Origin of the sequence: uncultured Anaerobiospirillum sp. (genome assembly GCF_902485895.1) — a bacterium.
GTDB lineage: Bacteria > Pseudomonadota > Gammaproteobacteria > Enterobacterales > Succinivibrionaceae > Anaerobiospirillum > Anaerobiospirillum succiniciproducens.
This window is the reverse complement of the sequence record NZ_CABTML010000040.1, coordinates 1-15,431: the sequence shown is the minus strand read 5'-3', so window position 1 is coordinate 15,431 and position 15,431 is coordinate 1. Positions and strand designations below refer to the sequence as shown.

Here is a 15,431-nt window from a genome sequence, read left to right as displayed (position 1 = left end):
GTAGAAGAGTGTGTTGCTTATGCCAACAAGACTACATCTTTGCTTAACGCTCAACTTGCAGTCGCAAGCTTCAACAATTGAGTCTACGATGATTTTGCGGGTGCCTGGTTCAACTTCAAGTGTTGTTGCCTTTCCAAGACACCCGCTAAGACTTTTTTTAATAGTGAAACCGCAGCTTCTGCCTGCTTGTTCTTACGCTTTAAATCGGCATTTAGCTTGTTAAGCGTGTCCAACTCACCTTTGTAAGTTTGTATAGCTCTGTTAGCCTTTGATAACTGCTGATTACTGAAAGCAAGACGTGTCTCAAGCTGCTTGTGCAAAATGTCACCATTAACAGAGAACCATGTGCAGAGGCTCTTGAGTTCATCAACACTGCAATTGAACTTCTTGCAATAAAAATCAGTCACGCTACTGTCAAAACCTGCTGTTTTACAAGCTACAGCAATGCAAATTGCTTCTTCTAAATCTGAAAAGGCTGCAGGGAAATCAGGCTTTTCGGATTTGATATCACCTCTCTATGTATCAACTACATATTGAACAGTGCTTGTGCCAATACCGACCTCTCGTCCGATTTCTGCTAGGGTCTTTCCCTGAAGACGACGTTGAACGATGCCGTCCTTAACAGACTAAGTTAGTTTGCTTTTTTTACGCATTCGGAGACCTTTCTTTGTAAAGGAGGCTGTGAGACATAGCATGCCTTAAAAAGGCGCAAAACATATCACGGTATTCTTATACTCTCACAAAGTGTTGTCTCTTGGGTATATATCTAAGTTAGAGCGAATGTGTTAGCGCTTATATGCAGGTGTTTTTAGTGCGATTGGATCGAGATTGAGACTTACCCAGGTAAGTGCGAGCTGTGCGAGCTCGTCAAGAATGCTCTCGTCAAAATCGCCTTTACCATTGATGGCGTGAGCGATCTCTTTGGCGCGAGCTAAGTCATCATCGCTAAGGGCATTATGGGTGCCTAAGTGCTTGATAAGGGCGTTGAACATTGACCTATACTCCCTATCCCAATTTGTGCCTCCATTGCGATAGAACTCGGATCGTACACGACCTGCAATACGGATGACCTCACCTTGGACGGTCTTGGCTAGGCCTTGAGGAGGCACCAGTAAGTCCCACAGGTTATTAAACTGCTCTTGCTTGGTATTGCCGGTGATGGTGATGCTCTGCGTGCCGTCGTGAGTGATGTGCTTAGCTGCAGGCTCTACATCAAAGAGCTTATAGAGTTCGGTGAGGGCTGCATCAGTGGTGGCTAGAAGGTCTTTGTTGAAGGCCTCACGATAGCGCTCGAAGTTATCACCAATGGCCTTCACACTCTTTTGCATATTCTTGGTGACTTTTAAGCCGGCGTCTAGCATAAGCTTAGCGCATTGCAGCATGTCAGGTATGGATGCATTTGAGGTGAGTGACAGGCCGTACTCAAGGGCGTTTTGCTTAGCTTGGTTCTTGTGCTTGATATCTGCGCCATGCTCAAGAAGGAGTTTGACTGTATCGACACGGGCATTGGCTAGCGCGGTAAAAAGCGGTGTACAGCCATCATTATTTGCGAGGTTTACGTCAGCACCAAGCTCAAGTAATACCGCTACGAGGGGTGCGCCTACGGTGCTATGAGTATAGAGCGGTGTACGGCCATAGGCATTTTGGGTATTGATGTTGAGGCCCTCAGCGACTAGATAACGGGTTAGCTCTTCTTTTATGGCGTACTGATGCAAAGCAGTATCGTGGCTATAGCCACGCTCATAGGCATCGAGAGCACAGCTGTCAAAGACAGCCTTTTGCTCCTCAAAGCTACCGTTCTCAAGGAGCTCAGTGAAGTTTGTAGGAAGAGTCTTACGCTTTGCTTTGGCCATAGTACACCTCGATTAGTTGGTATACAGCTATGTTAAGGCATTTGAATATGGGCTGTCGATGCTATCTTGTAATCATTGCAATACAACCTTCTTCTCTGCCTAGATTTAGAGGTGCTTGTCAGTGTTTATTGAACTTACGGCTGAGTTGTTTGTGGTTAAGCGTTTATTATGAAGAGTACGTAGTAATCCTTGTGGATATGTTTTATAAATATAGGCTCACAGTTGTGCTGTGCATTTCCCCGTATATGAGCCATTTCCATTGCAGTTTGGTGAATTTAAGAGTTTTTAATAAAAGGCGGCGGAAGAGTTACAGGTATTGTTGCAAGATTGCTATGACTTTGGGATTGAGCTTGTGAATTAGCACCTGTGCGAGGTTTTTTCACCGGAATTGGATCTGGATTATCTTCAACCCAGCCTAGAGCAATTCGGCAGAGGCGCTCGAAAGTTTCGTCATCACATACTTGGCGATCAAGGATCTTTTGCGCGATATCTTTGGCAACTAGATATGGGATAGTGCTAGGAACACAACGACCTGATTCTAGGTATCTGATTAAATCCTTGAGCATAAAGGTAAACTCATCATCCCAATAGGCACCGCCGTTATAGTGGAACTCAGAATATATGGTGCCTGCAATACGAATAACCTCACCTTGGTGGGTTTTGGCCGGTCCACATGGCGGCACAAGATAGAACCATAGGTTGCTAAACTGCTCTTGCTTGCTGTCACCAGTGATGGTTATCTTTTTTCTACCTTTGTGAGGAATGAGTTTCCTGATAGGATTGACACCAAAAAGCGCATAGAACTCGTTTACAGACTTAACATACAACTCAAGTAGATCGGGGTTAAACTGTGGACGAGCGTGCTCGAAATTTTTGCAAATATACTCAACGCTATTCTGCATATGCTTAGTGACTTTAGCGCCAGCGTTTCGCATGAGCTTAGCACACTGCAACATCTCAGGTATGTGTTCTATCATTATCATGGATAAGCCATGTTCTAAGGCGTTAAGCTGCAGTTTATTCTTACAGTTGATATCTGCTCCATGCTCAAGTAGCAACTTTACTGAATTGAATCGAGCATTTGCCAGAGCAGTAAAGAGTGGAGTAGTCCCCTCAACAGTAGCGATATTAACATCTGCACCGAGCTCAAGAAGTACAGGCACAAGTGGTGAGTCTAGCATGCTGTGCCAATACAGAGGGGTGCATCCGTGTAGATCTTGGACATTGACGTTGAGCCCTTTAGCAATCAGGTAACGAGCCAGTTCTTCACTGATAGAACAATGCAAGGCTGTTTCGTTGTAAGAGGTGATATCCCTAGCATCTAGTTCGCACTCATCAAGTATGGCCTTCAGCTCTTCAAAAGTGCATTGTTGAGCTAGTTGATCGAAATTGCTCGGAAGAGTTTTACGCTTTGCTTTGGCCATAGTACACCTCGATTAATTGGTATACAGCTATGTTAAGGCATTGGGTGTAAGGTGTCGATGCTGATACGTGGTTTTATGATGCTGCCCTACTCCCTATTTTTACGGACTTGGTAGTTTGCGTGATGAATAGTTAGCTGAAGATGCAGCTTTAGAGATTGACTGCATAGCACGTGTCGTGAAACGTGCAGAAATGAGCGGGCGATGGCTGCAGTGTGAATAGATTGGGCTTGATTTTGTCTTGAGTGGCAAGTGCTAATTAGCGTAGGACGTCACAAAAATGCAATATTATGCAAATTTTTATCGATAGCGATCTCAAGATTGAGCGGTAGTTGGCATTTCAGCTTACATCCCTATGACATAATGCGCCATCATGATTTAGCTCAAGCATAGCTTTGGCTAGCACTTACATAAGTTTCTGGAGGATGGGATGTTAGGTTCAATCATCGGCGATGTCGCTGGCAGTATTTATGAGTTTGACAATATTAAGACCAAGGATTTTGAACTGCTCGCAGTTCGTGGTGCTATCACCGATGATTCCATCATGACCCTTGCTACTGCAGATTGGTTATTAAAGGGTGGCGAGCCAGGCAAGTTCTATGTTCGTTACGCTAACGAAAACCCACGTCCATTAGGCGGTTACGGCACTATGTTTGCCCACTGGTTACGTGAAGTTGAAGTAACTGGCAAGATTGAGCCATACAACAGCTGCGGTAACGGCTCTGCTATGCGCGTTGGCCCTGTAGGTTGGGTATTTAACGAGGGTGAAGAAGACAAGCTCTTAGAGTGCGCTAAGGAATCTGCAGCATGCACTCACAATCACCCAGAAGGCGTTAAGGGCGCTCAGGCTACTGCTCTGGCTATCTTCCTTGCTCGTATGGGCAAGAAGCCTGAGGAGATTGCTCAGGCTATTACTGAGAAGTTTGGTTACGATCTGAGCTTAACTGTTGATGAGATTCGTCCACGCTACTCATGGGAAGGTTTAGATGGTAAGGAGAATGGCGGTACCTGCCAGGGCTCTGTACCACAGGCCATTATCTGCGCTCTGCAGGCTACTGACTTTGAAGATGCAATACGTAATGCTGTAAGCATCGGCGGTGACTCTGACACCATCGCATGTATCGCTGGCTCTATTGCTGAGGCCATGTTTGGTATCCCAGAGGAGATTTGTACCAAGGCTTTAGAGTTCTTAAGACCAGAGTACGTAGAAGTACTCAACGCTTTCGAGAGCAAGTACTCTAAGGGCTAATAGACAGCTGTAGCTTAATCGAATTCTTAGATATGAGGGAGGCCTGTGGTCTCCCTTTTTAGTTTTAAGGCACGGTGCGAAAGCCGCTCGATTGCAGCCGCAATGATGTGTTATGTCTAGATCACAAAAAAGGCTGACAGCCCTAACTCATAAAGAGATGCGCAAAAAGTGTAAAAATACTTGCTAAACTTCTTTGTTAGCTGTACATTACCGCTGTATTACCTCTTATAGCTTATATTCTAAATAAGCTTGTATGCTTAATCCCCTATTCAAGCCTCCGCATGCTTAGCCGACAATCGGCGATTCTTAAACCCCTCTCCCTGCTCTCCGCTCTATAACTAGCTTAAGTTTCAGCCTAAGCTTGTTTATGCAAATGCCTAGTGCTATATGCGTGATTGCACTAAGGCATGGTAAGTTTGTGGGATGGGTTTAATCAACAGCATGTTTATCTAACGCTTTGTTAGATTTTAAAGGGTCTAAGTAATACATATTAAATCACCTGCCAAGACGCAACCGCCGTCTAAAGCATGCTTCACATCTCTTTTTGCAGGCTGATTTAGCACAAAGACTTCCAACCTCTTAGGTTATTAGCTTTAAACATGAAGCAAACTAACAATGCCATTAAGTTCTTAATGGCCCAATACCGTGCTATCTTCAAGAACGCCAACATCGCCATGGTAGCTGCCATGGTTGCAGCAGCATTAGCTGCAGGCCATGCCCAGGCAAAAGCTGGTGATAGCGGTTTAGAGCCATTAGGCAAGTTTGAGACTGAGCTGAAAGACTCAACAATTGGCTCAGGAGATAATTTAACTCATAATGCATCTAACTGGGTTGTTTTAAGCGCACCTGCTAACAAGCCAATTACTGTTGAAAATGGCGGTAAGCTTTCTCTTTCATATACTGGTGATTCAGCAAAGGGTCACATATACACTGGCAATGATCTAGTTGTAAATTCTGGCGGAAGCATTACTCTGTCTGGATCTGACACTGCTAAGGCTGAAATTGCTGGCTTAGTTGGTGTTGCTAAGGAAACAGCAGGTGTGAATACAGCTGTGCCTACCGCCTCTTTAACTATCAACAAAGACGGTAAGCTTGATGTAACCAGCTCCTTTGCCATGATGAAGGATGTCAATATTAACGGTGGTACCGTTAATATCGGTGGTTCAACTGGTAAAAACACTGTTGGTAACAATGCCTACCTGAAGTATGCAGCAGTATACGCAGAGGCTGGTGATTTAACTGTTGCTGGCGATGCTCAGGTTAATCTGAAGGCTGCTTCACATCTCTATGGTCAGAATGTAGCTATTAATGGCGGTACGATTACTTTTGAAGGTACCAGTGCTGCAGGCGTTGCTGCCTCAGGTAAAGACGCTGGCGCTCTGCTACGTGCCGGTGACTCTAAGAATGGCGGTACCTTAACCATTTCAAATGGTAAGCTCAGTGTTGCTCAAGGCAAGTCTGGCGACATCGTTGCAACCACTCTGAACATGAATGGTGGTGAGATCAACGTTAGCGGCACTATGGGTATTGGTGGCAACTATCATTCAAATGCACCAGTAGCCGACATTAACGTAACTGGCGGTAAGGTAACAGTTGCAAATGGCGGCACCCTCAATCTTGACGGAAACGCATCTTTTGCTGACGGTACCTTAGCTAATGCTGGTACTGTTGCAGTTGCTATTCCTACTGGTGCAAAGCGTACTTTAACTGTTGGTGAAAAGGCATTTACTGAGCTTCTTAAGGGTAAGTTAACCGCTGCCGGCGTAAATGCAGGTGCCGCAGAGACTTTAAACCTCGTAGTTGAAGGCGATGCTGATCTTGTTACTTCTGGTTTCTTAAATTCCAACGGCGAAATCAACCCTAATAAGGCAGCATTTACTGATGTAGATACTTCTTTAACCGCAAAGAAGGTAACCATCGGAGCTGCCTCATACTCTGGTGCAACTGCAATCAAGGCTGACTCCTTAGTTGCAGGTAAGGCTGGCGCTTTTGCGATCAAGAGTGGTTCAACAGTCGAGGTTGCTAAGGGCTTAACTGTTACTCCTAATGGCGAAACAAAAGACTTAACCGTAAACGGCATTCTGAACCTTTCTGGTGCTGGCGGTAATGTAGCTGCAAACATCACCTTAGCTTCAGCTGATAGCAGCTCACCTAAACTTAATGTTAATAACGGCGTTTGGAATTTACAGGATCTTAAGCTTACCTCTGGCGCAGCCGTTGTGGACGGTGAGGGCACTGAGGTTAATATTGCTGGTGCCCTTACCACAACTCAGACAGACGGCACTTTAGCTATTAAAAACAATGCTCTGGTTAACGCATCAGAGGGCGTGCTCAACCTTGCAGAGGCAACTGTTGCTTTAACTGGTGGCTCTACCTTAGTTTTAGATGGCAACGACGTCTTTAAGATTGCTGGTGGCAGCGCTTCTCTTACAGACGGCCAAGGCGATAATAAGTCTAAGTACGTACAGGGCGCTGTAACTACTGATTCAACTTCTGTTCTTCAGCTTAAGTACACTGGCCAGCTATCTCTAGCTAATATTGAGTCTATCAAGACTGCAATGGATAAGAGCAATGGTCTTGCTGGCTTCATCAAGTTTGAAGGCGCAACTATCACTGATAAGCCAAAAGATGATGTTGCTATTGGCGAGATTAAGCCAGGCGTTGACGGCATCTACAATGATGTAGCTGTTACAGTTGGCAAGAATGGCGAAGTTAATCAGAATTTCACCGCAGGACAGATTAAGCTGACTGATGCAGCTGACTCTAAAGCAGCTATAGATAATGACACAACCGTGATGCTGACCGGCTCAAAGGGCGACTTTATTGTTAAGAGCGGCGGCGAAGCTGCTGATGCTTCTCTTGGCAGCGGCTCAAGCTTAGTCTTAGCTGGTGATGGTGCTATTGGTGCAATCAACGGCTCACAAGCTAAGTCTGGTGCAGTTTCTATTGGCCATAGCTCTTTAGGTACTGGCACCGTAACCGCTAAGGAAATTGGTGGCACTGCTTCAGTTAAGTCTGTTGATGTATTTAATAGCAAGCTTAACGTAGCTGGTAAGGTAGCTACCGACTCTTTATCTTTAGAGGGTGGTTCATCCTTAAATATCACCGCAGCAGCTGGTTCAGGCTCTATTACAGCTGACATCTTAAGCGTTGATGCAGCTTCTTCTATCTCAGCAGCTGGCCAGGATATTTCTATTTCTGGCACTGCTGCAGTATCTGAGATCTTAGGTGACGTAACTGCTAAGTCATTAGCAATTGCTGGCACTCAAGGTGCGATGATCGCAGGCGATGCTGTTCTTGATTTAGAAACTCTAACCTTATCTAACACTGCCGGTGTTGTTCAGGTTGGTGACGATGCTGCTGATGTAAATGGCTCAGCAACTGTGATCGTAGATCAGCTGCTTGGTTCCGGTACCTTATTCGTTGATCCTCAGTATGGTCAGAAAGCCGCTTTAGTAATCGCTAACAGCCTCTCAGGCACCTCAACTCCTGCTAATGAGCAGGATGCAGGTACCTTACAAGGCTCTGCTATCGTTGGTAAGAACGCAGCTTTAGGTATTGGCTTCAACTCAGAAGCTGAGCTTAATGCAGTTCTTGGTCAGTTCTTAGATGCAAATGGTTCATTTACTGAGACTCCTGATGCAGCTAAGCTCGAGCTTTCAAACGCTTTAGTTCTGAACAAGAAAGTAACAGTTGATAATAACAAGTGGATCGTTATCAATCCAACTGCAACCAAGACAACTTCTGGTTCTAATAACCAGCTTGATCTTGCCGCTGGCACTGGCTTAATCGTTACTGACAATGTCTACAAAGTAGAGGCCGATGGCACCAAGACAGGCTCAGCAATCGCCTTTGGTTCCTCTGGTACAGTTTCAAGTTCCGGTGGCAAGGTTATCTTAAGCGGTAACTTCGACGGTCAGGATAATGCGCTGCAGATCTTCAGCAACGTTAATACTGTAACAGGTACAATCGCTGTTCAGAGTGCTAATGGCCTGTTAAAGGGTGAGATTAACGGCACCAACAAGGGCAAGGTTGACCTCAACGTAGACGAGGATGTTCTTAAGGATGCATTCACTGGCGTTTCAGCTCCAGTAGCAGAGTTACTCAAGAACACCATCCGTGGTGAGTACAAGGGTGCTCAGGGCTTAGGTGCTGACTTTGTTTACACTGTTGCTGGTACCTCATTAACTGGTGCTGAGGTTGACGCTGCTGCTCATGCTGCAACCTACGCTGGTGCTCAGCAAGCTGCCGTTGCTGCAGTAACCACCATGGCTGACGCTATGTTTGGTCGTGTTGGCGCTGTTGGTGTAGAGGCTGCCTCTATCTCCGCAACTGGTTCACAGGCTAATGGCGGTGTATGGTTAACCCCAATGTACAAGTCCGTAGACTCCGATGGCTTCAATGCTGAGGGTGTTTCTTACGGTTCTGACGTGGACTTAGCCGGCGTTGCTTTTGGTACCGACACTGTAAACGGCAACATGCGTTTTGGTGCTGTATTCAACATCGGTTCTGGTGATGCTGAGGGTAAGGGCCAGGGTAATGGTCTGAAGGACGAGTTTGATTACTACGGCTTCGGCATTTACTCAGCTATGGGCTTTGGTAACTTTGCTTTAGTTGGTGATGCATCCATGACCGTAATCTCTCACGATGTTGAGGGCTTTGGTCTCAAGGGCAAGGCAGACACCACTGCAGTAACCATGGGTGTAACTGGTCAGTACACTGTATCCACCCCAATGGTTGATGTAACCCCACACTTAGGTGCACGTTTCATCCGCCTCAACACTGACAGCTACGACTTAACTTCTGCTGATGGCGTTCTCGCTACTACCGACTTTGACGTTCAGAACGTATTCTCAGTACCTGTTGGCGTAACCTTATCTAAGGCTTTCGTAGCTGGTGGTTGGTCATTAGCTCCAAGCGCAGACCTGACTATTGCTTTCAACACCGGTGATACCGATGCTAAGTCCAATACTCAGTTCAATAGCTCCAAGCCAATGTCTGTTGCAACTAACACTGAGGTTCTCGACGAAGTCACTTACGGCTTAACCTTAGGCTTAGGTGCTCAGTACGGTGCATTCGGTACCTCCTTCGGTATCAACTACACCGGTTCTTCAAACACCGACAGCTTAGGCGTAAATGCTCAGGCTCGTTACATGTTCTAATCCCTGCTTTCCGCTTAATGGCGTGAACTAGGTTAAGAACCACTATATTAAAGTTATGGCAGCGCCCGCTCATATTATTGAGCGGACGCTGTCTAATCAAAGCGATCATGGCTGATGTCAGGGATAGAGCATCAGTTGTGGTCGCTTTTTTCGTTTTGCTATGACGAAGCGATCTTGCCAAGACCAAAATGAATAGAGCTCAGGTCTCACGATGTGTCTGATGTACTATTGGACACCAAATCGATTGTCACTTCTTTCCAATACTTAAAATGTCTTCTTAGAGATCGACCTACCTCTCTAAACTTACTACCTTCAAACAAGGAGCAACTCCTTGTGCTGCTTGTATGGGGACAGTACATGCTTGGTTCGATAATGTGAACTCCTTTAGATCACTATTACCCTCTACACATACAAGCAAGATCTGCTTAACCCAGGAATTTCAGACTACAAGGTATAGCGACCTATCTCCTTAGTAACTGTTCTCATGCATGCAGCTTTTCCTTCATAATCGAAGCTACAAACTGATTTTATCAATACCGTGCAGCAAGCAAGGTAAGTATGTTGTGTCTGAGGCCTTTCTTGGTTGGCGATTATGTAAATGCATATAAATTATGTTATTTGCTAAGAATTAGTGTACAATCAAGCCGAATTTCAAGATACATATGCTCTCAATGCATTAGAGAAACCATATAAGTAAGCTCACTGCCCCAAAGGCTTTACAAAGCCAAATCCATGCATTATCCCGCCTATTCTTTAATGTGAGCTTTAAAACAAATATACCGTATATATCAGGTTATAAGCTTTTCACATGAAGCAAACCAACAATGCCATTAAGTTCTTAATGGCTCAATACCGCGCTATTTTCAAGAACGCCAACCTCAAGATGATCCTTGCTGCTACCGCAGCTGCCGCCGCCCTGTCTGTAGGCTCTGCTAATGCAGCCACTGGAGACGGCAAGTGGGATTCAGCCGATTTTGGTAAAGCTAATGATGCAACGAATGCAGCCGAGACTATAAAGAGCTCACAGGACTTCAACGCCTCAACTTTACCTAACTCCGAGTGGAACTACGCATCAGGTGAGTCCATTGTCACTGGCGCAAACACCGTTCTTAACATCACTGGTGCTGCTCTTAAGCATTTTGCTCTTGAGGGCTTAACTGTTAAGGAAGGCGCTACCTTAAAGTTAACCAACACTGATAAGACCAATACTCAGATATTTGGTTATGCCAAGGGCACTGACGCTGGCGGCGATAAGGGCACTCTAACTGTAAACAACGGTTCCATTGAATTAACCAAGGGCTCAATGCTCTTCAATACCGTTGATATTAAGGCAGGCTCAAACATTACTATCCAAGGTGCTGTTGATTACAATGCTACAAATGCTCCAGGCAAGAAAGATTGGGCCTACTACGCCAATATTTTTGCTGTGCATGATAATCAAGACTCAGGTAGTGCTTTAACAGTTGAGAATTCAACTGTAAATCTGATGGACAAGTCCAGCATTGCTGCCACCAAATCTGCAACTTTGAATGGCTCAACCATTAACTTTAACGGCACCATGCACGCAGATGGCTATAGCACTGCATTTTTCCGTGGCAGCGATGCAACAGCAAAATTAGTTATCTCTAACGGCACTGTTCTCAATGCTATTGGCGATGGTGCAATTTATAGCAAGAAGACCGAAATTAAAGATGGTGTCGCTTCAATTGCAGATGGCAAGCACTTATTTATCGACGGCGATTGGGCTGGCGGTCACTCTGGCGATGCTACTAAGCACGAAGCTGCTGAGATTACCCTTGAAAAATTCACCACCAAAGGCACTGGTACCTTAGTTTTAGGTAACAAAACCTCAGGGGGCACTACAACCGTTTCAGGCACTACCGTCATCAACTCCAAGCTCGAAAACCACACTGCTCTGACTGTTTCAGGCGACGGTATTCTCGAGCTTGATGCTGCCAACATTAAGAAAGGCACTACAGGTCTGTTCGCTTCTGAGCAGGGCAAGGTAACCCTCTCTGGCGGTACCTTAAGCCTCACAAATCTCACTGAGACTTTAGACCTTGCCAATACAGAGCAGATTAAGTTTGCAGGCACTGCAGCTCAGAACGTTGTTAAGGTTGACACCTCAGGCAAAATCAAGGCCGATAACCTTGCAATCTCTCAGAAGATTGATAATGCAGCAGGCCTTTCTGTAGAAGCTAAGAACCTTACCTTAGGTAAAGATGGCACTGATTCAAGCGATCTTGATCTAGGCATCGGTACTGGCACCTTAAAGGCTGAGAACGTAACCTTTAAGTCATCAGCTGACAAGGCTTTTAGCCTCAAGAACCACCTTATCCTCGACACCATGGGCAATGGCACTATTTCAGGTGCTCTGACCATTGGTACAGACGCTACAGCAGGTAAGCTCTCTATTACTGAGGGTAATTACACCCTGGAGTCTGGCAAGGACCTCATCGTTAAGAAAGGTTCTGACAGCAATGTTGGCCTTTCAATCACCAATGCCTCATTAACCGTATCAGGCAAGTTAGCTACCACCGAAACAAACGGTAAGATCAACCTTTCAGAAGCTAAGCTCGATGCCTCTAAAGCAACTGTAGACCTGAAGGCTGGCACTGTAGCCATGACTGGCTACTCAAGCTTAGTCTTAGATGGCACCAAGGTCGTTAAGCTTTCTGACACTGGTGATTTAGTTACTTTCCAGAATGGTCTCTTAGCTGACTCCGTAACTGGCGATAACAAGTCCAAGATCATCTTCACTGGCATGTCCTCCATGTCCATGGAGCAGTTCAAGGATCTCAAGAAAGATGCTTCAGGCTTCGAGGGCACATGGGAAGGCTTCGGCATTAACGGTGCTGCAGCAGACAAAGAGCTTGCAATTGGCAATGTAGAGAGCGGTCTTGGCGGCAGCTACTACAACAACACTCAGGCTACTGTTACAACTGCTGGCGCAATTGAAAACTCTTACACTGTAGGTAATATCAAGGTTACCGACGGTGCCAATGCCACAATTTCTGGTGGCTCCCTGACCCTTACCAATGCTTCAGCCAACGGCAGCAATGGCAACTTCATTGTAAATAAGGATGGCAACGCTGGTGGTGTAGCTTTAAAGGACGCTGGCTCAGTATTAGCCTTACAGAACACAGGTACCATCGGTGCAATCACCTCTGCAGCTGCTGGTCAGGGTGTTGTAATGATTGGTGAGGCCTACAACAACTCCAAGACCGGCAATGTAACCGTATCAGGTAGCATTGGCGAGAAGACCAATGTTATTGGTGAGCTTGATGTTTCCAGCAACTCAGTGCTGACCGTTAATGGCGATGTTTACACTAAGGAGATGTATACCTTAGCAAACTCCAAGGTCAACATGCCTAATAACAAGTTAGTTATTGGTACAGGCTCTACAAGTGGCAATGGCTCATCTGAGATCTTTGGCGATCTTACTGCTAAGGAAATCAAGGTAGAAGGCTCTGGTGGTGTTGTATTTGCTGGCGGCGCAACTGTAGATGTAGCAACCCTTACTGGTACTGATGAGCACTCATTCATCCAGGTTGGTGAAGATAAGGTTGGTGGTTTAGGTGCAACCGTTCTGGTTGATAAACTCAACCTCAACAGCGGTACCCTTTTCGTTGACCCAGACTTCAATGCTCCAGCAAGCAAGCTTGTTTTAGGTCAGCTTGAGGGCAATAAGCTTAATGGTAAGGCAACTGTTGGTAAGAACGCGATCTTAGCTATCGGCTTTGACAACGAAGAAGATGTAAAGCGCATTCTTTCTCAGTACCTCAACGGCAATGGCAGCTTTGTTTCTGGCTCTGAGGTTCAGAACGCCTTATTACTCAACAAGGGCATTGACCTTGGCCAGAACGATAAGATCATCATCGATCCAGAAGCAACCGCTGGCTCCTCAACTACCGGTGCTGTAGCCTTTGGTAAGGGCTCTGCTTTAGTTGTTACCGATGCTGCCTACAAAACTGTAAACGGTAAGAAAGAAGGTTATGCCATCAAGCTTGATTCTAACAGCAAAAATGTTGACGCATCCAAGGGTGGTACCGTAATCCTCTCTGGTAAGTTCAACGCTGGCGATAAGGGCATTACCATCTTCTCAGGCTCTTCAATTACTGGTACCGTAGGTGTACAGTCATCTAACGGCCTTATCAACGGTACTATCGGCTCAACTGGTACTATCGATACCCTGAAGCTTGAAGAGGGCAAGATTGACTCTCAGATGGCTGGCGTATCTGCACCTGTTCGCGATCTGTTCAAGAAGCTCTTAGGCGTTGATGGTGACAAGTACTTAACTGGCAATGGCGTTGGTGCTGAGCTGCTTGCTACTATCGGTACCGACTCCATGACTGGTGTTGAGGCTGATGCTGCTGCTCACGCTGCTACCTATGCTGGCGCACAGCAAGCTGCAGTTGCTTCTGTAAGCACTATGGCTGATGCTATGTTTGGTCGTGTTGGTGCTGTAGGCGTTGAGGCTTCATCTATCGCTGCAACCGGTTCACAGGCTAACGGCGGTGTTTGGGTAAGCCCAATGTACAAGAACGTTGATGCTGATGGCTTCAATGCTGAAGGTGCAACTTACGGTGCTGACATCGACTTAGCTGGCGTAGCCTTTGGTGCTGATACTGTAAATGGCAACATGCGCTTTGGTGCAGTATTTAATATCGGTTCTGGCGATGCTGATGGTAAGGGCAATGGCAGCGGCTTAAAGAATGAGTTCGATTACTATGGCTTCGGTATTTACTCAGCCATGGGCTTTGGTAACTTCGCTTTAGTTGGTGATGCTTCCTTAACCGTTATCTCTCACGATGTTGAGGGCTACTCAGGTGTAGAGAGCTTTGGCAACTTAAATGGCAAGGCTGATACCACCGCTGTAACCATGGGCTTAACTGGTCAGTATGCTTTCTCAACCCCAATGGTTGATGTAGTTCCACACGCTGGTGTTCGTTTCACTCGTTTAGATACTGAGTCTTACGACCTCCACTCCGCTAAGGGTGTTGTTGGCACTACTGACTTTGATGTACAGAACGTATTCTCTGTACCAGTTGGTGTAAGCCTCTCTAAGAGCTTAAATGCAGGTGGCTGGTTATTAGCTCCTAGTGCAGACCTGACCATTACCTTCAATGGCGGTGACACTGAAGTTAAGTCCAACACCAAGTTCACTGGTATTACCGAGAACGTAGCTCTGAACACTGAAGTTTTAGATGAAGTAACCTACGGCTTAACCTTAGGCTTAGGTGCTCAGTATGGCGCATTTGGTACTTCATTTGGTATCAACTACACCGGTTCTGAGAACACCGACAGCTTAGGTGTAAACGCTCAGGCTCGTTACATGTTCTAATTCCTGCTTCGCGCTTAATGGCGTGAACTAGGTGAAGAACCGCTAAATTTAAATGATGACAGTGTCATTACGCTCTGATTATTGAGCGGGCGCTGTCTAATCAAAGCGATCATGGCTGATGTCAGGGATAGAACATCAGTTGTGGTCGCTTTTTGGTTTTAGCTCATGAGATAAGCTGTATGACTTTGCTAAAGGCTCCCTACTCTGCTATTCCCTGATTTGCTCAGAGATCGTGGTATGTCTACATAGACGTTTGTTGTGACTAGATGGGGCATTTTAGGATACTCGGCTTGAAATAAGCTCTTCTCAAGTACGATATTGACGCTCTAAATATAGGTTTAATCGTATATATTAGCCTATTTATCGTTATATAAGTATAAAAAATATGCTAGGGGGGGGGGC

General features: G+C 45.7%; 6 protein-coding genes. 3 read left to right on the top strand and 3 right to left on the bottom strand.

The features are described from left to right. Positions 1–83 precede the first annotated feature (83 nt). The 3 genes from RDO37_RS03315 to RDO37_RS03305 all read right to left on the bottom strand — a co-directional run bounded on the left by RDO37_RS03315 (position 84) and on the right by RDO37_RS03305 (position 3,277). Positions 84–407, bottom strand: a complete 324-nt coding sequence (locus tag RDO37_RS03315) for a hypothetical protein (protein WP_308498099.1) — start codon at positions 405–407, stop codon at positions 84–86. A 378-nt stretch (positions 408–785) separates the two neighbouring features. Further along, positions 786–1,853, bottom strand: a complete 1,068-nt coding sequence (locus RDO37_RS03310) for an ankyrin repeat domain-containing protein (RefSeq protein ID WP_308498098.1) — start codon at positions 1,851–1,853, stop codon at positions 786–788. 275 nt (positions 1,854–2,128) lie between these two features. Then, a complete protein-coding gene (locus tag RDO37_RS03305) occupies positions 2,129–3,277 on the bottom strand; it encodes an ankyrin repeat domain-containing protein (protein ID WP_308498097.1) in 1,149 nt (382 codons plus the stop codon). A gap of 427 nt (positions 3,278–3,704) precedes the next feature. On the opposite strand from RDO37_RS03305, the gene RDO37_RS03300 reads away from it, so the two are divergent. The 3 genes from RDO37_RS03300 (at position 3,705) to RDO37_RS03290 (ending at position 15,029) form a co-directional block, all read left to right on the top strand. Further along, entirely contained in the window at positions 3,705–4,523 is an 819-nt protein-coding gene (locus RDO37_RS03300; RefSeq protein WP_308498096.1) for an ADP-ribosylglycohydrolase family protein, read from the top strand. 599 nt (positions 4,524–5,122) lie between these two features. Beyond that, positions 5,123–9,685: a hypothetical protein gene (locus RDO37_RS03295; RefSeq protein ID WP_308498095.1), complete on the top strand. Its 4,563-nt coding sequence runs from the start codon at positions 5,123–5,125 to the stop codon at positions 9,683–9,685. A gap of 808 nt (positions 9,686–10,493) precedes the next feature. Then, positions 10,494–15,029 carry an autotransporter outer membrane beta-barrel domain-containing protein gene (locus RDO37_RS03290; RefSeq protein ID WP_308498094.1) on the top strand — a complete coding sequence of 1,512 codons (4,536 nt, stop codon included), beginning with the start codon at positions 10,494–10,496 and terminating at the stop codon, positions 15,027–15,029. The last annotated feature ends 402 nt before the right edge of the window (positions 15,030–15,431 follow it).

Coding starts and splice junctions, on each gene's coding strand:
- RDO37_RS03310 (WP_308498098.1), bottom strand. CDS start 1,853: ATGGCCAAAGCAAAGCGTAAGACTCTTCCTACAAACTTCACTGAGCTC.
- RDO37_RS03305 (WP_308498097.1), bottom strand. CDS start 3,277: ATGGCCAAAGCAAAGCGTAAAACTCTTCCGAGCAATTTCGATCAACTA.
- RDO37_RS03300 (WP_308498096.1), top strand. CDS start 3,705: ATGTTAGGTTCAATCATCGGCGATGTCGCTGGCAGTATTTATGAGTTT.
- RDO37_RS03295 (WP_308498095.1), top strand. CDS start 5,123: ATGAAGCAAACTAACAATGCCATTAAGTTCTTAATGGCCCAATACCGT.
- RDO37_RS03290 (WP_308498094.1), top strand. CDS start 10,494: ATGAAGCAAACCAACAATGCCATTAAGTTCTTAATGGCTCAATACCGC.